The organism is Marinicella sediminis, from assembly GCF_002000055.1.
GTDB lineage: Bacteria > Pseudomonadota > Gammaproteobacteria > Xanthomonadales > Marinicellaceae > Marinicella > Marinicella sediminis.
On the sequence record NZ_MVBD01000003.1, the window covers coordinates 1 to 22,031 of the forward strand.

Here is a 22,031-nt window from a genome sequence, read left to right on the forward strand (position 1 = left end):
CAACGAGTTCCGACCACATTCATCGCTGTCAAATCTCACCCCCAAGGAGTTTTGTCAACAACAGAGAAAGAGTCAGAAATCTCTAGTTTTGGCTGGTACTGTTTCTGGGTAGGGGTCAATACAATGTAAATGTATTGTCCACTATGGTTCAACATAGAGGGGAATGGGTAAATATTAGGGATATATATGGTGATTACATACTCCTATGTGCTCAATTCGAGTCAATAAGTAAGGAATACAATGAGACAGACTCAAAGTTTTTATTTCCAATAGAGAAATTTGGATCTGAATTAATTAATAATAAATTAAAACGATTCTTCTTGAAGAAATTTAATTTAGATCCAGGAAGGTCAATTTCACGTATTAGAGCAGGTATTACTCATCCCAAGGGTGAAGAAAACGAATTTTTATCAAAGATCCATATCAGTGAAATTAATGGATTGTCAATAATCATGTTTTCTATCGTAATAAGTAAGGTTTTGATAGATAGTGGAGTAGATTCATTTGTTACAGATAGTTATCAATACAGATTAGGTATTCAGCATCTAAGTCAATAATAAAATGATTGAATTCGAAAAACACCAAAAGAATTTTGAGTAAGTTCAGTCCTAACAAGTTTGATTTTTTGTCCGCAAAAAAGGCCTGAATAATAAATTCAAGCCTTGTAGGCTCATTTATCTTGAACCAATAAACTCAAGGTAAATGACTTTTATCTCATAAATCGAGACGCGCCTGGTCTTTTAATCTCATTTTATGTATCCCAATAATCTCATTTATTAGGGCTCTAATCTCATTTTATGCATCCCATTACGATATATACCCAAAAAAAGGCCCTGCAATATAATGCAAGGCCTATTAATCTCATTAAGATTGACGCTAAAATCTCACATACTTTGACGTAAATCTCATCGATCTTGACGCGTCAGGGGGGAAATTGATTAATCCCAACTCAACGCACCACCGGTCTGGTATTCCGTTACACGGGTTTCAAAGAAGTTCTTTTCTTTTCTCAGGTTGGATTGTTCGTCCAGCCAGGGCAGGGTGCATTCGGCGCCTGGGAAGGGTTCTTCAATGCCCAGTTGTCTGGCTCTGCGGTTGGCGATGTAGCGGAACTGTTCTGAGTGGTCTTCGGCTGAGTAGCCGAGGATAGGGCGGCGCAGCAGGTATTTGGCGTAACCGATTTCAGCGGCTTCTGACTCATCCCACATCTCGCGGATTTTGGCTGGGTCCAGTTTAACGTTTTCTTCTTCGATGATTTGCTTGACCACGCGGATACCGAAGGAGGCGTGCATCACCTCATCACGCATGATGTATTGCAGCTGTTCGGCGGTGCCTTTCATCAGGCCACGACGTTGTAAAGCGAAGATTGGGCTGAAGCCGTTGTAGAACCAGCAGCCTTCGAAGATCGCGCCAAAGAACATGTAGGCCAGCACGAAGTTTTCCAGTTCGTCGCGGTCATTCAGGTCGATGTTGGGGCGCAACACACTGTTCAGGCGGCGGTTGGCGACCTGAATTTTTTGGTTGATCTCCGGAACCACGCGGTAGCGGTTGTAGATTTCCCCCTGGTCGAGGCCAATGGTCTCGATGCAGTGCTGGTAGGTCCAGGTGTGCAGGGCTTCTTCATAGACCTGTCGGGCCTGGTAGATTTGTAGTTCGGGAGCCGACATTTTTTCCATCACTGCCAGGCCAATGTTACGCATCGCCAGGATGTCAGACGTGGTCAGGTAGGACAGCACGTTCTGATAGACGTGTTTTTCGTCTTCGGTCAGGGTTTTGTTATAATCATGTACGTCCTGGGTCATGTTGATGTCCAGTGGCGTCCAGTGATTCTTATTGGCGTTGAGGAAGAACTTCCACGCCCAGGGGTATTTGAACGGTGCCAGCTGATTCACATCGGTCAGTCCGTTGATCACCCGTTTGTCTTCAGCCCGTACCGGTTCCACACCACTGGAGGCATTGTTCAATGTGTTTTCCGGGGTCACATTGAGGGTTTCCGGTTCAGGTTTTTTGACTTCAGCTGCTGGCTTTTTGGCCGGCTCAGTCGCAGGTGGTTGTTTGGCATCTTCTTTTGGTTTGCCAACGCCCAACGGGTCGTCCCAATTCATCATGATTTTTTTAGCTCCTAAAATAATCGGTTCAATGATTCAGTCTAATACGCATGGGTCCATCCCAGCGCTTACACACACTATTTGTTTACGTGTTCAGGTTTCCAGTCCAGTGGTTACCGGCCAGGGTGTGAACATCGCTTGTTGGTTTCATGCAGGCTGGTGTCAATACACCGGCCAATCACACGAGCTGTTTCCAGTCCGTAGTATATTCAGCGGACCTTCGTTTGTTTGTGAAAAAGGTCAGCTGATTGAAGTGACCAGATGAGGATACCCCATCTGGTCGCTGACTTTATTGACAGGCTTCACAATCCGGATCGAGGATGGAGCAGGCTTTTGGTGCTGCTGATCCCGGCTCGGAAATTTGTGGGGCCTGGTTCGAACTTGAATCGACACTTTTCTCAACATGGGTGGCGCCAATCGAACGCAGGTAGTAGGTGGTTTTCAGGCCACGCACCCAGGCGAGTTTATACAGTGAGTCCAGTTTTTTACCGGAAGGCTCAACCATGTACAGGTTCAGTGACTGACCCTGGTCAATCCATTTTTGTCTTCGTGAAGCGGCTTCCACCAACCACCTGGAATCAATTTCAAAGGCGGTGGCGTATTTGGCTTTCAGTTCTTCCGGGACGCGATCGATGGGCTGTACACTGCCATCAAAATATTTCAGGTCGTTGACCATCACATCATCCCACATGTCGAGTTTTTTCAGGTCTTCTACCAGGTATGGGTTGATGACGGTGAATTCTCCGGACAGGTTGGACTTAACAAACAGATTTTGGTAAACCGGTTCGACCGATTGAGAAACCCCTGAGATGTTGGAGATGGTGGCCGTCGGAGCGATTGCCATGGTGTTGGAGTTGCGCATACCCTGGGTTTTGATTTTATCCCGCAGGGTGTCCCAGTCCAGGGTACTGCTTTGGTCTTGTTCAATGAATTGACCGCGTTCTTCCTTAAGCATTTGGACCGAATCAATTGGCAAAATGCCTTGTGACCACAGTGAGCCATCATAAGAAGGGTACGTGCCACGCTCTGCAGCCAGATCACTGGATGCCTGGATGGCATAGTAGGACACCGCTTCCATGGTTTCATCAGCAAACTGAATGGCTGCTTCGGTGGCGTAGGCCAGGTCCTGGCTGTACAGGGCATCCTGGAAGCCCATCAAGCCGAGACCAACCGGACGGTGTTTCAGATTGGAGCGTCTGGCCTGAGGTACTGAATAGAAGTTGTAATCAATCACGTTATCCAGCATGCGCATGGCCGTGGTGATGGTTTTTTCCAGTTTCTTGTGATCAATGCCTTTATCGGTTACATGATGTGGCAGGTTGACTGAACCGAGGTTGCACACCGCGATCTCGGCATCTGAAGTGTTCAGGGTGATTTCGGTACACAGATTGGATGAGTGCACGACACCGGCATGGCGTTGTGGTGAACGGATGTTACAAGGGTCTTTGAAGGTGATCCAGGGGTGGCCGGTTTCAAACAGCATACCCAGCATCTTGCGCCACAGATCAGTGGCCTTGATCACTTTGAAGTTTTTGATTCCGCCGTTTTGAGCGGCTAGTTCGTATTGTTCGTACTGCTCTCTGAAGGCCTTGCCATACAGTTCATGTAACTCAGGCACTTCTTCAGGCGAAAACAGCGTCCAGCTTTCGTCTTTGGCAACCCGTTCCATGAATAAATCAGGGATCCAGTTGGCGGTGTTCATGTCGTGCGTTCGACGCCGGTCATCACCGGTGTTTTTGCGCAGCTCAAGAAACTCTTCCATGTCAATGTGCCAGGTTTCCAGGTAGGCGCACATCGCTCCTTTGCGCTTACCGCCCTGGTTAACCGCGACGGCGGTGTCATTAGCGACTTTCAGGAAGGGTACCACACCCTGTGATTCACCATTGGTGCCTTTGATGTGTGAGCCCAACCCACGAACACGGGTCCAGTCATTGCCCAATCCACCTGCGTATTTGGACAACAGGGCATCGTCTTTGATGGCGCTGAAAATGCCATCCAGGTCATCAGGTACGGTGGTCAGGTAACAGCTGGACAGCTGTGGACGCAGGGTGCCTGAGTTAAATAAAGTTGGGGTGGAGCTCATGAAATCAAATGAACTGAGCAGTTCATAGAATTCAATGGCCCGGGCTTCGCGGTCAATCTCATTGATGGCCAGGCCCATGGAGACGCGCATGAAAAATGCCTGTGGCAATTCAATGCGGGTTTTGCCCATGTGAATGAAGTAGCGGTCAAACAGGGTTTGCAGGCCGAGGTAAGTGAATTTCTTATCTCGTTCGGGTTTGATCGCTGCGGCCAGTCTGGGCAGGTCATAGCGGGTCAGTTCTGAATCCAGCAGATTCAGTTCAACTCCACGTTGGATGTATTTTCCGAAGTAATCCGGGTAGATTTCCTGCATGTCTTTCTGAGTGGCCACAGTGGGTTCACCGTTGATGAAACTCAGCGCCTCTGCACGGATGCCATCCATCAGCAGGCGGGCCGTGACATGGGAATAGTTGGGGTCTTTTTCGATCAGTTGTCTGGCTGACATGGTGACCGATGCATTGACATCAGATTCTGCCATGCCATCAAACAGATTGCGGCGTACGTCTTTGATGATCAGTTCTTTGGTCACGCCTTTCAGCCCACGGGTGGCTTCGGTGATGATGGTTTCAATGCGGGCCATGTCCAATGGTTTGCGGTTACCGTCGGCATCAATCACATGCAGGACTTCCTCGTTGGCGGCAGCTTCAGGCTCATTCTTTTCAGCCCGGGCTTTGGCCCTGGCTCGTTTTTCGTTTTGTTTTTCGCGGTAGAGTACGTAATTACGGGCGGCTTTGTGTTCGCCAGCTCGCATCATTGCCAGTTCAACCTGATCCTGAATGTCCTCAATATGAACCGTGCCACCATCGTCCATGTGTCTGAACAAAGCCATGTATACCTGGTCGGCCAGTTGTTCTACGGTTTCTCTGACCCGTCTGGACGCCGCGGCTTGCCCGCCCTCGACAGCCAGAAAAGCCTTGGTCATGGCGACCTGAATTTTTGACCCGTCAAATGCAGTTACCTGACCATTGCGACGGATGACGTTGAATTTTGAAGTGTTGTTGATGGTCTCTTGGGACTCGGATTTGCTTGCTTTGGGATCGGCACTCTGAACGTCGTTGCCGGACTTGGACTCTTGATCTGTATGCTGCATATTCCTGGATTATTTCACTGATGGCTAATGTTAAGTTTTGCGCCACGCACTGGCACAAATCTTCCCGAACTACTCTCTCTCAACACAAGATAATATCTTAAATTTTCAGTGACTGGCAAGGATAAAATCGGCTAAATTTTTCCGTCATCCTAATATCAATGACTTAGCAAATTAACCTCATTTTTTGCGCAAACTAAGGGTCAGATTTAGGCAAAATTGAACATCTGTCATGAACCTGGCGGAACCATTTTGGCTTGTGTTTTGGCTTTGAATCGCAAGGTGTTCAGTACGGCTGCAGCAGTCAGGCCGACAATGATTCCAATCCACAGTCCCTCGGCTCCCATACCCCGTTCGAAACACAGATACCAGGAGGCGGCAAAGCCCAGCAGCCAGAAGGAAAACAGGTTGCTGAACATGATGAAATTCATGTCCTTGATGCCCCGCAAAGCACCGGCTGAAGCGACCTGGATGCCATCAGACAACTGAAAAACTGCGGCATAAAACAGCAGGCTCACTGCGATGGTTGCCACCGCAGCATCATCGATGTACAGGCCGACAATCTGACTGGCAAACAACACCGTTATGGTGGCGGAAAACAGTTGGGTGAACAGCACCATGCCGACACCGTAAAAACCGGCATTTTTGATGTCAATGGGGTTGTTGCGACCGACCGCATTACCTACCCGGATGGTGATGCCCATGGACAAGCCCAGTGGCACCATGAATAACAGGGACGAAAAGTTCAAAGCGATCTGGTGGGCAGCCACTGTGTCGGTGTCCAGTGAAGAAGCCAACAAGGTGATCACCGAGAAAAATCCCACTTCAGCAAACATGGACATACCGACCGGAAATCCAAGGCGGAAAAAGCGCCAGATTTCATTCCAGTCGGGTTTGGCCAGATGGCTGAAAATGTGCAGCGAACCCATCACTTTGTGTTTATGGGTGATGATCACATAAGCAATCATTTGTACCCACAATACAATGGCGGTGGCGTAACCACAACCCTGTGCGCCTAATTGGGGCAGGCCCAGTTTGCCGAACATCAGGATGTAGTTCAAAGGGATGTTCAGCAGCAGTCCAAGAAAGGAGACGTACATGGTGGTTTTGGTCACTGACAGACCATCGGCCAAATACCGGAAGGTCACGAAAAATGACAACGGCATCACCCCCCAGGCGAGGGCATGCAGATAAGCTTCAGCTTCAGGAATCACCTCTGCCTGGGTGTTAAACAAGGCAAACAAGGGGTCCATCACCAGGATCGCCCCGGTAAAAAACAAGCCCAGAATGAATGCCAGCCACATGGCCTGACGAAAAAACGGGGCGATTTTGTGGCGTTTGTTGGCACCATCCATTTCTGAGATCACTGGCGGGATGGCCATCAGGATACCGAACACAAAAAGGATCGCGGTGGCCCACAATGAACTGCCTACGGCGACCGCTGCCAGGGTCACTGAACCCAACCGGCCCGCCATCACGGTATCCACAAAAGTCATGGCCACCACAGTGATCTGACTGATGATCAATGGCGTCGATAATTTGATGGTTTGACTGAGGTGTCTTTTGAAAGGCATCGCTTCCATGATTATTTACCCGTTGTTGTTCTCTATGTGTAACAGAATCGATTAAACTGTGATTTTGTTTTTGCGGAAGGATCAACCATGGCTCAAACAGCATTTGTGACAGGCTCAACCGGTTTTCTTGGCCGACATCTGTGTCAGCAACTCGCCGCTGCAGGCTGGCAGGTAACTGCCATGTGTCGAAGCTTACCAGAAAATGCCGTTGATGGGGTGAACTACGTGACGGCAGATTTGCTGGATGCCCACTCATTAAAAGCGGCTTTGCCAGACCAGATCGATGTGTTGTTTCATACCGCAGCAGACACCAACACCTGGCGCAAGAATAACCCCCGCCAAACCCGCACCAATTTGCAGGGCACTGAAAACCTGATGGCTGCAGCTGAACAGCGCCAGGCCAAACGCTGGGTGCATGTGTCATCGATCACCACTTATGGTGTTGACCATCATGGGCTGATGCAACTTACCGAACAGACTCCGCAGGAAGGTCTCAGCAGCCGGGTAAATTACGTGAAAACCAAATCCCAGGCCGAAGAGATGATCAGGGAGAAGGCCAGTAAGCTGAATGCCCTGATAGTGAATCCCACTCACATCATTGGTCCGGATGATCAGCACAACTGGATCCGTCTGTTCAAGATGATGATCAAAGATGAACTACCCACGGTTCCGGTCGGCGCAGGGTCCTTTGTTGATGTGCGTGATGTCGCCCGGGGCTGTATTCAGGCTGCTGAACATGGCCGGACTGGAGACAATTACATCCTTGGTGGTCATAATCTCGATTTTGCTGGCTTCATTGATCAGGTGGCTGACAGTTTTGCTCTGCAGGTAACCCGTCGCCATAAGCCGATGCCATTGATCAGACTGGCGGCCAAAGTTCAGTCAACACTCGGTTATCTGACCGGCAAAGAACCTGACCTGACGCCTGAGTCTTTGCAAATCATCTCCCATCAATACAGCACCTCAAGTCAGAAAGCCAAAGACGAACTGGGCTATCAGATCACCCCATTGGCTGACACCTTGAGAGACATCAGGCAGAACCTGAAGGAGCGAGGCATATTGTCATGAGCCGATACCAAAAGCTGATTTTTGATGCCGATAACACACTGTTTGATTTTGATCAGGCAGAGGCCACCGCTTTGCTTAACACCCTTAAAGATTTCGCCATGCCCACCCCCGATGGCTTGCTCGATTTTTACCGCCGGATGAATGCCACTTTGTGGCAACAGCTGGACAATAAAGTGATCAGCATTGCTGAATTGAAACAACAAAGGGCCGAACAATTATTTGCTTTTGTGGGCCAGGAGGCCGATGTACAGGATTTCAGTCATCACTACCTGGATGAGCTGGCCAACTGTCAGTTTTTATTGAATCATGTCAGTGAAACTTTACAGCAGTTGACTGATCACTGTGAGATGGCAATCATCACCAATGGGCTGTCCAGGGTACAAAAACCACGCCTGGCCAACAGCCCGATCAGGGCGCATTTCGGGGCCCTGGTGATTTCTGAAGAATTGGGAGTGGCCAAACCAGACCCTGAGATTTTTGCTCACACCTGTGAGCAGATGAACTGGGCTCAACCCGAAGAGGTGTTGATGGTGGGTGACAATTACCGTTGTGATATCCAGGGCGCGGCCGGCTTTGGTATGAAAACCTGTTGGTTTAATCTGCGGGGCGTACCCCATGATTTTGAAGACCATGATCACGAAATTCATCATTTTGGTGAGCTATTGGATGTGTTGCAATTACAGAGAATTTAATTTGACGGGTCACTTTTGAGCAGCATAATCTGGCAAGTGAATATGAGATTGCCACAGTCGCTGCGCGCCCTCGCAATGACATCAGTTAATTGAATGATAAAGTGATTTGTATGAACTCGGACATGGCGAGCCAAAAACCCAACGTTGACTGAAGTCAACGCTCATGGGTTTTTAGCTCAACAGGATGATGGAGTGACGGCTTCAGCCGGCAGCAGGCCACAACCAGGCAAAAGTACCAGCCGTTACGGCAGCATAAATCAGGGCATCCAACAGAAACCGTGCTGTGTTTGACCATGGATGGCCATACCAGATGGAAAAAGGTATCACACCATAACCATATGCCAGAAAACTGACTGCCATCACCAGGCGGAATACACTCATGTAGTCAGCTCCTGCTGTCAGTACCAAACAAGCCACATAAGCCACCAGCAGCGCACCGATAAAAAAGTGCATGATCTGTTGTAACAGCAACTTACCCATGGGTGGCATGCCATTGTCAAATACACTGATCATGGCCACCGGCCCCTGCTTGAATTTGTCTTGCATGGCCTCGCCATTCATGTCTTTCATGTCAGCACAGTGTGGCATGGTATACAAGCCTGGTTTCGGATTACCGGCACGCAAAGCATCGGACACCTGATCTTCGTTGTCCAACGGTTTGTAGTCGGCATTGTGGTATTTGATGACCATGTGAATCAGTGCGCTGGCTATCCAGCAAAACACCCCGGCTAATACAATTGGCAGCCAAAGCTGCAGCAAAGAAACTGTCATGATTGTTACCCCGTTATTCATTATTGTTTTATTCAGTATATCTATAAACCATTAAGTGTGCAAAAAAGTGAGCTCAGATCAGTTCAGTGTCAGCCTATGACAATGAAAATGGAACCGGTTGAGTGGAAGAGTCATAACAGAGATCCTGACAAGGTTTCTGCATTTATTTCGTTTATTAAGGTGAAGCTTGGTAGAGATGATGAAACGAAGCAAACTGAGCTTATCCATGACGGGACTTTGATACCAGGAGTCCGGAACTCAAAATTCATCAGAAGGTATCAGGATAAAAGTCAAAAAAATCAAATATTTCAAGGAGACTACGATGAATAAAAAATTAACCTTAACGGCAGCGATGATGATGGTAACAGGAGTCGGTTCAGCGGCACTCGACCGGTTTGTGGCCAATTATGTGGACAGAAACTATTCGAATGGTTGGCCACGTGAGTACAGCGGATTATTGTGGGAACAGGAAGCCTATAAATACATGCATGAATACGCCGCCAAATACATCGTGACCAGCGGAGGCACCGAATACATCAATTCCGCCAGCCTGCAATACCTGTACTCTGAGCCCACCGGCGTGCCGGGTTCAAATGAATTGACCCACTATTACTCCCATTCTGTTTATGGCGGACCCTTCAGTCCACCAACGGCCACAGAAGAGTTGGACAGCAATGGTTTGGATCCCAGGGCGTGTAACTGGGAAGGGTGGACACCCGGTGTGACAGACGGGGGTTATGCTTTTGGCGGTTCGGTCCATTTTTACGGACCCAGAGATTATATTCTCAATTTCATAGACAATGAATTCAAAGCCAATGGTGAACCATATAACTTGCATGGCATTGTTGGGGCTTGTAATGTGAAAGGTGACTCCTTTTTAATCCTTGCTGCACCCATCGTGCATGTCACCAAGTTGCATAACAGCGGCAAATAATCATCAAGGAGCCATGAAAAAAGGCCGCACAAAGCGGCCTTTTTACTGCCAGGGCCTTTTGTTTAAGCCTTGTTCAAAGCCGTGTCAAATTCTTCTTTGGCGTGTTCGAATTGAGACAGGGCTTTTTCCACGTACAACATCACTTCATCGACGTAACCATCTGTGGAGGCCGACCAGACGCGGTTGATGTAGCGTTCGCCGGCGGCGAAGCTGGACATGATGTCGGCGTAATCCTGAATACCAAACAGGTGTTTCATTGACTCCCTGGCTTCGGCGAAATTCATCAGATCAGCACGGAACAGTTTGTCAATTTCAAAGCGCATTTCATAAGTGGGCACTTTGTCTTTGCGGCCATTAAGGGCTTCCAGGTTGGTCAGTAAATTATCCAGTGATTCGATCAGAACTTTTTTGTTGTTCTGCAGTAAATCGCCATGTTTGGCGGCGGCACTGGATTCTTTTTTATAGATGAATGCGCCAATAAAACCGACCAGCATCACCGGAATGAAATAGGTCCAGTTCATTGCCCGCTCGTCCAAAGAGGCCAAAAATGCACCTGCCAGGAAGGACAGGATGACTAAAATAAATGCCATGTTTTTCATATGTTTTCTCCTTATCCTGCTGTGGCAATGACGTAAACGGCGTTGCCCACGCCAACCAGGGCTTCGCCCACAATCAGTCCGGCAGCTATTGGAATGCCTTTGGATTCGGACCAGGGCTTGCCTTTGGTGCGGTCAACAATTTCCCGCAACAAAGTACCTATGGCGTAGGTCAGTACGATGTTGAATGGCAGGTAGAAACCCAGGCCCACGGTGATACCCAGGCCGGTTTGCAGCAAGGACAACAGTCCGCCGAGCACAGCACCAGCGATGTATTTTTCAGTCGGTACGTCACCGCCGGTGATGCCTTGAACCATCGATGCCAGGGCCTGACCTTGTGGTGCAGGAAACTCATCACCACCTAACCCGAAGGCTTTGTCCAGGGTGAAGATCAGGATGATGACCACGATGGGTCCCAGCCAGGCGCCAAAGAATTGGCCCAGCTGTTGTTTTCTGGGGGTGGCACCCACCAAATAACCGGTTTTCATATCCAGCATCAGATCGGTGGCCTGGCTCATCGCCACACAAGTAGCAGCACCCACCGTAACAGCAGCCACGATGGCTGAGCCAGTGCTCATACCGCCAAAGGTTTGGGTGATCATAATCAACAGGGTGACGGCAATCAGTGTCATGCCAGACAAAGGTGACCAGTTGGTCCGGCCAATGGCTTCTGACAAAATGATGCCGGCCATCCAGATCCATAAAGTGCCCAAAACGGCCATCATCAGACCGCGAACGATGCCCACTTCCTGAGTCGAGGTCACGGCCATCACACACAACAGTACGGCTGCGCCGGCCACTGCGAAATACAACAGTTTAATGGGTAATTCATCTTTACTCATGGCCGCTTCACTCTTGGCCGATGATTGCATGGATTTAACCGCTGATTTAATCAGTGGTAATGCAAACAGGACGCCAACAATGGCACCACCGATCAACATACCAATACCAGTTGGGCGGAACAACATCAGGCGCAGTTGGTTAGGGTCAGTGACGGCTTGTCCGGCCTCATTGACTGGGAACATGCCAGTAATGTCCAGTAATGGCGCAATGATCCAGTAGCAAACAAAACCCCCAATGATGAAGGCCAACCCGCCCCGTCCGGCGATGAATGCCACACCAATGGTCATCAATGACAAATACCAGGTTCCATTGAGGTATTCTGGCAAACCGAGTTGATGAAACAGCCTCCAGTCATGTACATCGTAATAGATGGTGATCAGGTGGACCAATCCAGAGACCAGCATGGCGCCCAGTAACAACATGGCTTTGTTGATGCCAGCACCTGGTGATTTCAGAATCGAGGCCACAGCCACCCCACCAGGGTAGGTAAGCCGTTCGTAATCGATCATCTGTTTACGCAATGGAATGATGAAAGCGATGCCCAGAAACGCACCGGCTATTGCTCCAAAAGTCAGTACATAAGGATTGAACTCAGTGGCATAACCCAGAATGAAGATCGCGGGTACCGAAAACATCATGCCCGATGACGCACCATTGACCGCTGAGGCCACGGTTTGGGCCACGTTGTTTTCAATGATTGAACGGCGGCGCATGATGCCCCGCAGGATACCAAAGCCGAGGATGGCGGCGAGTTCAGAGCCTTCAATGGAAAAGCCCAGCTTCAATGAAGCATAACCAATGGAGACGGCCAGGATGACCCCCAGAAAATAACCCACAATCACCGCGTGCGGCGTCAGTTCCGGATACGCGCCACGCGTGATTGGGCCTGTTGCAGTGACCTGCTGATCAGACATAAATAGCTCCCGTAGAATTGTTGTTATCAGGCCGCTGAGGCCTGGTTGGCAAAAAATTATAGCACAGCTGAAGTACCTTGCTTCCCTTCTTACCAGCTGTGCTGGTAAACCGGCTTCGCGAAGTCGTTTATTGAGTCGGGACGGGGTCCCGACATGAATGGGACTTTGCTTGCTCTCATCTGTGTGATGAAGGCAGGCTTCATTCCTTGTGGTGTTTATTGTGTCAGCTCAGGTTCCCAGGTGGTTTGATTGATTGGATTCGGGTCATCAAATCCATGGCGGTAAATCAGATCATCTCCGAAGGCGCAACTGATGAAGATGTTGTCCACGTCATCGCCAGCCAGGGTGCCGGTGTCATTGAACAGCTCACAGTCTTGCAGCGGGTCATCCGGCTGGATCATGATGGTGACGGCAAAGTCTGCCTCATCTTCCAGTGGTGTGCCAAAGACAAAGGGCCCTTCAGACATGACCAACAGCTGGTCGGTTCCGTTGTTTTGTACCACCAGATTATTGTCAGCAATTAACCCGGCCACAAAGCCTCCAATGAAAAACCGGTCAACCTCACAATTCACCTGAATATCATTGGCCGGGCCGCCAGAGATAATGCCACTGGCGTTGTTGATCAGACAGCTTTGACTGGGCGTGTCAGGAGTGGTGTGGACCGAAGTGGTGTAGCCACTCAGATCCTCCAGCGGGTTGCTGAAATGAAACACACCATTGCCATCAACCACCAGGTATTGCTCACCATCATTGAGCGATAACGTGAGCGAATTGCCAGCTTCCAGGCCTGTGACCTGACCGCCAACTGTATAAGACTCGGTCACGCAATTGATCAGCACATCACTGACCGGCGCTCCGGCCAACTGTCCTGACTCCTGGGTGACTTCACAGGATTGATTCGGGTTGTCCGGGTTGGTCAGTACTGAGACGGCATATGTGGATTCATCATCCAGCGGGGTTGGGAAAGTGAACCCGCCATTGTCGGAAACGATTAAATCGTCGGCCAGGTTGTTTTGTAACACCACGGTATTGCCGGCAGCCAGTCCTGTGGCAGTGCCGCTCACGGTGTATTGCATGGTCACACACTGAACCTGAATCACCACATCCGCGCCATTCAGGGTGCCGCTGGCAGCAGAGATGAAACTGCACAACTGGTTGGGGGTGGTGGGTTGGGTTGTGATCATGACATCATAATCACTGCCGTCATGCAAAGTCGACAGGGTTTGGGTATTGTTTTCCAAAATGGTCAATGTATCATCATCGTTGTTGAGTGAGATCGAATTGCCGGTAGCCAATCCGGTAACGCTAACAATGACTTCATAATCTGTAAGCAGGTCAAAGATATAAGCTGAACCTGAATCGGTTCCGTGGTCATCGTCCCAAACAGCTCCCACCAGAGCAAGGTCTCCTGAGAGGCTCACGGCGTTGCCAAAGTTGTCAAAGGTTGAATTGTCAACAGGAATGAGTTTTTCTTCCTGGCTCCAGTTGGCACCATTGAACCTGAATGTGTAAGCCGCTCCTGAATATGCGCCATTGTCGCTGTCGCTTGGAGCTCCCACGAGGGCCAGGTTTGACGATAAACTAAGAGCAGTACCAAAACGATCTCTTGAAGCGGTGTCCAAACCTTGCAACTTGCTTGTTTCAGTCCAAGTCGTGCCATCATGGTCAAAAATGAACGCTGCTCCTGCCCCAAATCCACGATCATCATCACCAGTTGCACCAATGAGGAGTCTGTTTTGATAAAGACTGAGTGAACTGCCGAAAAATTGATTTGCTTGGCCATCACTTGAGGTGAGTTTTTGTTTGATGGTCCAGGATTGGTTGTCCAACTGATACTCATAGACAGCACCAGCGTTTGAGTTTGTTGAATCATCTCCAGGAGCTCCGATGATGAGGCGTTGGCCGTCTAAGTCCAGGGCTTTGCCAAAGTTTTGGTATGCCCCTCCATCGGTAGCTGTCAATTTGTCTGTTTCAGACCAACTCGTTCCATCATAATCAAAGACATAAACAGATCCCGATGCAAACCCATTGTCATCATCAAAATAAGCTCCGATCATTGCCCGGTCATGGTGCACACTCAAAGCATTGCCAAACTTGTCATCAAAGGCGCCATCGCTGGCCTCAAGCATTTGAGTTTCAGTCCAACTGGAACCATCAAATTCGAACACAAAAACAGCCCCCTTTCTGAGACCTTGAACATTTTTATTGTCTGCCCCAACCATCGCTGTGTTGCCATAGAGGCTGACAGCACCACCAAAACCATCTTGTTCAGAATGATCACTGGTCAATAATTTATGGGTGTTGATCCATTCGTTGCCATTGAAGTCAAAAATATAGGCAGAACCTGAATTCCGGCCACCATTGTCGTCGGCAGGAGCACCCACCAGTGCACGTTGACCAAATATACTGACTGATGTACCAAACACATCTCTGGCAGCACCGTCACCAGCCAACAGTTGTGAGGTTTCTGCCCATTCAGTACCGTTGTGTTCAAACACCAAAGCCCCACCAGAACTGACACCTGCTTCATGGTATTGGAATGCGCCGATCAGAATTCTGTCAGCAGACAGGCTGACAGAATGTCCGAAACGATCATGGACGTTGCTGTCAAGACTCCTGAAATGATCGGTTTCTTGCCAGTCAGATCCATCAAACTCAAACAGATATGCCGAACCGGCATTGTGATCCAGATGTGCGCCAACCAGCAGCGTGTTGCCTGTGATGCTTACAGAAGAACCGAAATGGTCACCCTGGTAGGCATCACTGGCCTGTAATTTTTGAGTTTCCGCCCAGTTGCTGCCATCAAAATTAAACACATAGGCAGCACCGGAATCTTCACCGAGTTCGTTGTGACCCGGAGCACTGATCAAGGCTGAGTGACCAGACAAGCTCAAAGCATGCCCAAATTGATTATTGATTTGTCCGTCACCCGGGGTTAGTTTCTGTGATTCGGTCCAGACACCACCGACCTTGTCAAACACATAGGCTGAACCAAAACCAGACACAAGGTGCCCAAAATGTGTGGCACCAATTAATGCCCGATCTCCTTCGATGGTCACTGATTTGCCGAAATAATCAACCGCTGCCCCATCACTGGCTGTCAGTTTTTGTGATTCAACCCAACTGCTTCCATTGAACCCGAACACATAGGCTGAGCCTGAGCCATTTCCATTGTCATCATCATTGTATGCACCAATCAGTGCAGTACTTCCGTGCAAAGCCACGGAATAACCAAATGAATCTGACTGCTCGCCATCACTTGCGGTTAATTTCTGTACCAATAACCACTCACTGCCATCAAATTCATAAACAGAAGCCGAACCAGAAGCAACCCCACTCACGTTGTCACCATATGATCCAATCAAGGCGCGATGGCCTGATAAACTCACCGATGAACCAAAGCGCTCATTTTCAACACCGTTTTCGGGAATAAGCTGTGCCTCTTGTGACCAGTTTTGTCCATCAAACCGCATGATAACTGCCGCACCACTGGCTGCCATTTCCGGAGCCCCAATCAAGGCAAGGTCACCATCCAGTGATACTGAATAACCAAACTCAAGAGCTTGCCCACCAAAACCTGCTGGTGTTGGTAACAGCTTGGCTTCCTGAACTGCTGATTTGAGGGATTGCCATTTTTGGTCGCTGACCACAGGCGGGCGCAGCTCATCCAGGCTGGCAACTGCATCATGGTGAATGTTTAAAAATGTGATGGTCAGGTAAATGAAACACTTCATGTGATAAAACTCCTTGTTTTAGAAACTCTGTCCATTATACCTCATGATTGACCACTGATTTGTATTTCAATACCGGTATGTAAGAGCCATGCGGCAGAACGAACTGGTGAACCGGGACGGCAACCACTGACTGGTCAGTCTGGTTCAACCATTGGTTCAGAACCACATGTTGGCCAGTCTATGGGAGAAGACTGGCCCGGTTCAGTCATTTCTGATAAACCACATAGAGTCCATGTTCTTGGTCACTGGTCATCACGTCGTTATAGACTTCATCAATGTCCAGTTCGGCTTTGCAGTGAGCGCACACCAGGGTGTGTGCGTTCTCCAGCCATTTCAGGGTCTTCTTGGATTTGTGATCACAATCTGCACATTGCAGGGTGATTTTGTCATGCTTGTTCATGCTTGGTTCCACTCATATTAGGTATGATTTTGGGACTTCATTCAGTTTTGCTTGGACAAAAGTGAAAGCGGCCACGTTGCTCATAATGTTAATGACTCTCTGATACGTCTTATACGAACCAACCGAGTCGGCGGGTCGGGCTGATCATCAGCGCTCCGCGGTTGAGGATTAATCTGTTGCTGTGCATGGGACAGTTGCAGACCGTTCTTGTGGGCCATTTTATTGGAAGGTCTTATTTATTTTACGAAGCGGGCTTGTCGCTGTGCAACTGTTTTTCGCCGCTCAGCCACAATACTTTGGGCTTGTCGTAAAGATTGAACTCTGTGGCTGAGGCCAGGGTGTATGCACCGACCTGCGAGGCTACCAGCAAATCTCCGATCTCCAGTTCCGGCAGCACGATGTCTTCATCAATCACATCAATGCTGTCACAGGTGGGGCCGGCCAGCACGCTGGGCTTCAGTCCCTGGGTCAGATCATGTTCCCGCAAGGTAGTGATTGGATAGCGGGCATGATCAAATAACTGCCCACTGAGCGCTCCATATACACCGTCATCCAGGTAGTACCAGGTGCGCGCACCTCGTTGGGCTTTGCCTACCACCGATAACAATTGGATGGCACTTGGGCCAGCGATGTAACGCCCTGGTTCTGCCAAAATCTGAATATGGGTATCAACAGATTGCAGGGCGTCGTTGATGGGTGCACAGAAATCCTGGATGGACGGACAGGGGCCAAGGTATTCAATGGGAAAACCACCTCCAATATCGAGGATTTGCCAATTCACATATGGCATGGTCTTGAATACATCCAAACATTGTTCGATGGCGTTGACATGGGCGTAGGGTGATGGAACCTGAGAGCCCACATGGAATGACAGGCCGGCAATTTCGATGCCTGAATGGAGGGCTTGTTCCACCAGTGCGGGTACTTTGGTGAGTTCACAGCCAAATTTACGTGACAAATCAACCACCGCATCCTGATTGCGAAAATTAACCCGTATCAGCAAGGAAACCTGATCCTTGTAGGGCAGGAATTTATCCAGTTCATGGCTGTTGTCAATCACAAAAAACCGACAACCAAAAGCGATGGCTTCTTTAATTTCCTGGTCTTTTTTGATCGGATGTGTATGAATGGCGTCTTGTGCGCTGATGCCCAGTTGTTGCAACAGTCTGATTTCTCCGCTGGTGGCTAAATCAAAACCGCATCCCAATGAGTTCAGGTGCTCGATCACTTCAGGTTGAGGCAGTGCTTTGATGGCATAACGCATGTTAACCCCCGGTAAGGCGGCGGTTAATTGCAGATACTGTGCTGAAATGATGTCCTGATCAATGACCACAGTTGGAGTACCATGTTGCAAAGCCAGTTCTGCCAGTTTTCGGCGGGAATAATTGCCCAGCTGATCAGGGTATACCTGCTCAGCAAAATGGGCTTTCAGGGCGTGTATTTTTTTCATCGTTCACTCACCGCTTCAATGGCGTCAATGACATAAGCAGGTAAAGCAAAACTTGCCTGATGTACGGCGGGACGATAATAATTGGTTTTGATACCACGATCCAACTGACGCTGCAGCAGATCATCAGTGCTGGTAGATTGTAATTCAGGGTTCTGGGTTGCCCAGGCGAACGTCATGATGCCACCCACATATGTGGGTACAGCAGCAGCGTAGAATGTCACTTCCTTGAAGCAGGGCGTTAAACGTTGGTGACTGGTAGTGACTTCATCCATTTGCATAAAGCTCACGCCATTTTGTGCCACGAACACACCATTTTTATCCAGACATTGGGCAATGCCCTGATAGAAGCGTGAGGTGAACAGTGATTCACCGGGGCCAATGGGGTCTGTGGAATCTGAAATGATCACGTCAAAACGCTCTTCGCATTGGTCAACAAAGTTGACACCGTCATCAATCACCACCTTGACCCGGGGGTCTTCAAAGGCACCAGATGAATGATTGGGCAGGTATTTGACACACATATCAATCACCGCCTGATCGATTTCTACTTGAGTCACTGATTCGACGGTGGGGTGTTTCAGAACTTCTCTGAGGATACCGCCATCGCCACCACCAATGATGAGTACGTTCTTCGGTTCCGGGTGTGACAGCATGGGCACATGGGTCATCATTTCATGGTAAATGAATTCATCTTTTTCTGTGGTTTGGACCACGCCATCAAGCATCATGACGGTGCCCCAACGCTGGTTGTTGAAAATCACCAGGTGTTGATGATCGGTTTGATGCTCAAACAACACTTCATCCATTCCGAATGACTGTCCCCAACCAGGGTAGAGACTTTCCTGAATCTGTTTTTTCATGAGACTTTGCCTCGCATGAGGTTTGTTATCTCATCCCGCTCGGGTGAAAAATACGAACGAAAAACATCGATGGCTTTTTCCGGCTCGGCATCACCGCACATGAAGACATCAAAGGCTGCATAATTTTTTTCCGGCCAGGTGTGTACACTGATGTGTGATTCAGCCAGCACAGCCACTCCGGAAATGCCACCATTGGGGGTAAAGTGATGCAGGTGAATGTGCAGCAAAGTGGCTTTGGATTGTTGAACAGCCTCCCTCATGGCCGCTTCCATGTGAGCCAACTCATCCAGGCGACTGGCGCCCCATAAGTCGACAATGAGATGTGTTCCGGCAAATACATGGCCATTGCGGTGAATGAAATGATCCAGGCGATCATCTTCGGGACCTTGTTCAAAGTGAGGCCATACCACATTGTCTTGTTGAGTCCATGAGTTTTCTGAAGCAGCCTCAGGACGCTGCGTATAAGGGTTTTTTAACATGATTTTTTCCACTTAAAAAACATTGCAGGATCAGATTCCCACAATAAAAAAAGCGGCTCAGGGGTCTATAACGCCAGGCCTCGCAAAAAAAATGCCTGACTGATCAGACAGAAAAAGTGCGCGAATTATTCATAAAATGATGGTTGAAATCAAGCAAAATAATCAGTCTGGGAAGGTTTTTTTATACTCAGCGACTGGGTGAACTGATTTGCTGATAAAAATGGACCAAAATTTGTACGTCCTGTTGCATGCCTGGCAAGGTGTTTTGCTGAAACCAGGTGGTGTAATCCAGGCCACAGGCAGAATGTTGGTAGGCACAGTTAAACAGCATATACATACCATCGCTTTGACAATGTATACCCTCATTGAAACCGCAGGCAAGCAAGGTCAATGCGGCCGTATTGATGTTGTTGGCATAGTCCTGGTCTTTGGTTCCGAGCAGTTGGTCAGCGGCGAACAGCAGTGAGCCTTGATCCAGGTAGCCAAGTAGCGTCTCGCCCATCAGCAATGCCCCGTTTTCTGATTGCAGCGCAGCTGTGATGATGGACTGGGTCAACTCCCTGATTTCATCTTTATTGCGGGCGGTTTTTCTCAATTCGAACACCTGAGCCAAATGGCTTTGTGGTTGAAACAGGTCTTGCCAGTTATTGTCGTTATAGAGCTCAAGCAGTGTGGGATATGCCTGGGCTTTGAGTTCACAGTTTTCAGCCACCAGTTCAAGCAGGGCGACTTGTTCTGTACTGGGCTGTTCACCAAACAGGGTGCCGAGCTCTGCTTGCTGAGCACAATAACCCAGCTCCCAGGCCAGTGACTTGACTTCCAGATAAGGGTCGTCACTGTAGGTTCTGCTGGTCATTTCTGCCAGCAACTTTTGCTTTAAGGCACTGTAGGAATGAGTTTTGTCAGGCTCATTTTGATGGATTGTTGGATCTTTTGGCTGTCGGTTATCAGGTCGTTCAATGGTTGCTTGTGGATCGGTCTTTTGCGGGTTGTTGGCTTTCAGGTTACTGTGTTCCTGTTTGTTGTGTATGGCCAACCAAAAAAGGAGCAGGGCCAAACCCGCCAGCAAAATAATAATGACCAGTGATTTACGGAGCATACAAACCTCTGATGACATCGAGGGTGTACTGAACGTCTGACCAATGGTTTTCGCTCAGTAATTGCTGATAAAAGACGGTCAAATCCTGATCACAGCTGTTGGCATACAGTTCCGTGAATGCGGTCAGACAGTGGTAAGCAATCCAGTCGCCGGTAGGGCCGCAGTCGGCCCCCAGTTCACAATGGTACAAACGGGTGGCATAGTGCACCAGACGTTGAAACCATTCATCGTTTTCAACGCCAATCAGTTGTTGAACCACTTCCCCGGGAGATACGTATTCTATAAAAGGAGTTTTGAACTCAAACCGATCGTTGAATTTATTAGGGTTGTAGCCGAACTGTCGCAGTGAGCCGATTTGTTCCAGTGCGGACTGCACTTCAAAGAACACGTCTGGGTTGCGGCTTCGCAGCAAATTATTCAATGCGTCATGGCTTAACTGAAAAGCCGCGATTGCTTCATCACGCTGTGGTTGATTGATGACTTTGAGTGCTTTGATTTGCTGATTGATCAGGTTCAGTCTGGTTTGAATCCGGGCCCATTCCTCAGCCAGAGGTGCGTTGTTGTCTTGCTGCCGTAAGGCCTTTTGAATCAGGTCCAGCCGGTTTTCCAGTTGTTGCTGTTCAGCTCTTAACTGATCAATGGTTGTTTGGTTTGGAACTTCGCTGCCTTTGGATATCCTGGTCACCTGGGCCACCTGCTCCCGCCACTGCAGGATGAGTCGCAGGCTGTCAGCAATGGCCTGTTCATGAGGGTGTTCAGGCGTGAGGCTTAGCAGGTAGTACGCCAGTTGTTCAGTGGTTTGTTGCAGATTGGAAACATACGGTTGTTCATCAATAACCGGTAACAATGGTAAGGGCAGTGCCCTGACTTGTTCAATCACCCTGCGGCATTGGTGAGTTTGCCTGTTCAGCGCGTTGACTTGTTGGGACGTTGGCCAGCCTGGTTGATAGGTGTTCAGATTCTGGATGTAGCTGTTGATTTTGGCCAATGGGTCATAATCATCGCCTTGCCGGATGAGGTCGATGATCATGTTGCCACAGCGTTGCCATTGTCTTTTTATGCGGTAGATGGCCATCCAGCTGTAGGGTTCAGGTTTGATGGGCGCATCGTCCATGACTGGCACCGCCTGGTCAGTCAGGGGGTGTGCTGTTGAGCCTGGTTTGGTCGCATTTTGGGTGGTTATGAGTGGCGGGGTAGCAAGGTCTGTCTGTTGGGTCACCAGATGTGGGGTGCCTGAGGTTTTGCCTGGCTTGGGTTGATTGAGCCAGAGCCACACAGCCAGCACCACCAGGGCGCTGGTTATGATGCTGTTCCTGACTTTTTTCATCCGCGTTTGATCA

At 49.1% G+C, this 22,031-nt stretch carries 16 protein-coding genes; 3 read left to right on the plus strand and 13 right to left on the minus strand.

Annotated elements, in window-relative coordinates:
• Window positions 1–938: 938 nt before the first annotated feature.
• From B0475_RS04820 to B0475_RS04830, 3 genes are all read right to left on the minus strand, one after another.
• A complete protein-coding gene (locus B0475_RS04820; protein ID WP_077410633.1) occupies window positions 939–2,108 on the minus strand; it encodes a ribonucleotide-diphosphate reductase subunit beta in 1,170 nt (389 codons plus the stop codon).
• 289 nt (window positions 2,109–2,397) lie between these two features.
• Window positions 2,398–5,280, minus strand: coding sequence for a ribonucleoside-diphosphate reductase subunit alpha (locus tag B0475_RS04825; protein WP_077410634.1), 2,883 nt, complete (start codon window positions 5,278–5,280; stop codon window positions 2,398–2,400).
• A 227-nt stretch (window positions 5,281–5,507) separates the two neighbouring features.
• Complete coding sequence (locus B0475_RS04830; protein WP_198538119.1) at window positions 5,508–6,851, minus strand: MATE family efflux transporter; 1,344 nt, start codon at window positions 6,849–6,851, stop codon at window positions 5,508–5,510.
• An 87-nt stretch (window positions 6,852–6,938) separates the two neighbouring features.
• Here B0475_RS04830 and B0475_RS04835 point away from each other — a divergent pair, with 87 nt between their 5' ends.
• Both B0475_RS04835 and B0475_RS04840 read left to right on the plus strand, forming a co-directional pair.
• Window positions 6,939–7,919, plus strand: coding sequence for an NAD-dependent epimerase/dehydratase family protein (locus B0475_RS04835; RefSeq protein WP_077410636.1), 981 nt, complete (start codon window positions 6,939–6,941; stop codon window positions 7,917–7,919).
• Window positions 7,916–8,611: a YjjG family noncanonical pyrimidine nucleotidase gene (locus B0475_RS04840; RefSeq protein ID WP_077410637.1), complete on the plus strand. Its 696-nt coding sequence runs from the start codon at window positions 7,916–7,918 to the stop codon at window positions 8,609–8,611. Before B0475_RS04835 ends, B0475_RS04840 begins: the two co-directional genes overlap by 4 nt.
• A gap of 201 nt (window positions 8,612–8,812) precedes the next feature.
• On the opposite strand, the gene B0475_RS04845 is transcribed toward B0475_RS04840, so the two are convergent.
• Window positions 8,813–9,382, minus strand: coding sequence for a hypothetical protein (locus B0475_RS04845; protein WP_077410638.1), 570 nt, complete (start codon window positions 9,380–9,382; stop codon window positions 8,813–8,815).
• 322 nt (window positions 9,383–9,704) lie between these two features.
• Between B0475_RS04845 and B0475_RS04855 the strand changes: the two genes are divergently transcribed.
• A complete protein-coding gene (locus tag B0475_RS04855) occupies window positions 9,705–10,316 on the plus strand; it encodes a hypothetical protein (protein ID WP_157892712.1) in 612 nt (203 codons plus the stop codon).
• 62 nt (window positions 10,317–10,378) lie between these two features.
• On the opposite strand, the gene B0475_RS04860 is transcribed toward B0475_RS04855, so the two are convergent.
• The 9 genes from B0475_RS04860 to B0475_RS04900 all read right to left on the minus strand — a co-directional run bounded on the left by B0475_RS04860 (window position 10,379) and on the right by B0475_RS04900 (window position 22,018).
• On the minus strand, window positions 10,379–10,915 hold the full coding sequence (locus tag B0475_RS04860) for a hypothetical protein (protein ID WP_077410641.1): 537 nt from the start codon (window positions 10,913–10,915) through the stop codon (window positions 10,379–10,381).
• A gap of 11 nt (window positions 10,916–10,926) precedes the next feature.
• Entirely contained in the window at window positions 10,927–12,669 is a 1,743-nt protein-coding gene (locus B0475_RS04865) for an OPT family oligopeptide transporter (RefSeq protein ID WP_077410642.1), read from the minus strand.
• A 215-nt stretch (window positions 12,670–12,884) separates the two neighbouring features.
• The gene (locus B0475_RS04870; RefSeq protein WP_077410643.1) at window positions 12,885–16,403 is read right to left on the minus strand and encodes an FG-GAP repeat protein; all 3,519 of its coding nucleotides are present in this window, start codon (window positions 16,401–16,403) and stop codon (window positions 12,885–12,887) included.
• 205 nt (window positions 16,404–16,608) lie between these two features.
• Window positions 16,609–16,803, minus strand: coding sequence for a hypothetical protein (locus B0475_RS04875; protein ID WP_077410644.1), 195 nt, complete (start codon window positions 16,801–16,803; stop codon window positions 16,609–16,611).
• Window positions 16,804–17,044: 241 nt separating this feature from the next.
• A complete protein-coding gene (locus B0475_RS04880; RefSeq protein ID WP_077410645.1) occupies window positions 17,045–18,253 on the minus strand; it encodes a type III PLP-dependent enzyme in 1,209 nt (402 codons plus the stop codon).
• A complete protein-coding gene (speE, locus tag B0475_RS04885; RefSeq protein WP_077410646.1) occupies window positions 18,250–19,113 on the minus strand; it encodes a polyamine aminopropyltransferase in 864 nt (287 codons plus the stop codon). Before speE ends, B0475_RS04880 begins: the two co-directional genes overlap by 4 nt.
• Window positions 19,110–19,592 carry an adenosylmethionine decarboxylase gene (gene speD, locus B0475_RS04890; RefSeq protein ID WP_077410925.1) on the minus strand — a complete coding sequence of 161 codons (483 nt, stop codon included), beginning with the start codon at window positions 19,590–19,592 and terminating at the stop codon, window positions 19,110–19,112. The genes speE and speD overlap by 4 nt, the downstream gene beginning before the upstream one ends.
• A gap of 187 nt (window positions 19,593–19,779) precedes the next feature.
• Complete coding sequence (locus tag B0475_RS04895) at window positions 19,780–20,691, minus strand: PIN domain-containing protein (RefSeq protein WP_077410647.1); 912 nt, start codon at window positions 20,689–20,691, stop codon at window positions 19,780–19,782.
• Window positions 20,681–22,018 (minus strand): GumC domain-containing protein, encoded by a 1,338-nt coding sequence (locus tag B0475_RS04900; protein ID WP_077410648.1) that lies wholly within the window; start codon window positions 22,016–22,018, stop codon window positions 20,681–20,683. Before B0475_RS04900 ends, B0475_RS04895 begins: the two co-directional genes overlap by 11 nt.
• Between the last annotated feature and the right edge of the window lie 13 nt (window positions 22,019–22,031).